Source organism: Pantoea sp. ACRSB, assembly GCF_022346905.1.
GTDB lineage: Bacteria > Pseudomonadota > Gammaproteobacteria > Enterobacterales > Enterobacteriaceae > Pantoea > Pantoea piersonii.
The window spans coordinates 1-541 of the sequence record NZ_JAKRNL010000037.1 but is presented as its reverse complement, the minus strand read 5'-3'; the positions used below and the strand labels follow the sequence as shown (position 1 = coordinate 541).

General features: G+C 50.8%; 1 protein-coding gene. It reads right to left on the bottom strand.

Annotated elements, in window-relative coordinates:
- Positions 1–365 precede the first annotated feature (365 nt).
- The gene (locus tag MHZ89_RS22650) at positions 366–530 is read right to left on the bottom strand and encodes a 2TM domain-containing protein (protein ID WP_311784661.1); all 165 of its coding nucleotides are present in this window, start codon (positions 528–530) and stop codon (positions 366–368) included.
- Between the last annotated feature and the right edge of the window lie 11 nt (positions 531–541).

The window sequence follows — 541 nt, the reverse complement described above, 5'->3', positions numbered from 1 at the left end:
ATTACTTATGTAGCGTTATATATTACTGTGATAGCGGGAGCTTTCTTTTTGCTGCCCCCGTGAGGCGCGAAAAAAAGCTCCCCGCCGGGGAGCGGCAGAAAAAGCGTCACAGATTATTACCAGGTTTCAGGCATCTCAGTTACCCGCGTTCCAGACGACGCCTCATGCCTTTACCGGTTATGTTGCCGGTTTTCAGGCACAAAAAAGCTCCCTCACGGGGAGCTTTATGTATTCAGATGCCCTGGTGTGGCACACAACGAGTATGCCACATTGCATCTGACCTGCTTCATCCTGTGACGTTTATTTTAAAAACCTATCCTGCCAGCCACTCTGATTTACCATAACATCCCTGTTGCGAATTACGGTTATCGTCGCAGCATCTGCCGAAGCCGCTTCTGTTGCCAGCGGCTGATTAGCCCTCGAAAAACAAACGTCCTCATGCCACTAATAACCAGTAGCGCACACCAGATCCCCGCAACCCACAATGACCATACGCTGGCCGGAGCCGTAAAGTGGTTAAGAACAAGCAGCAGCGCGCAGA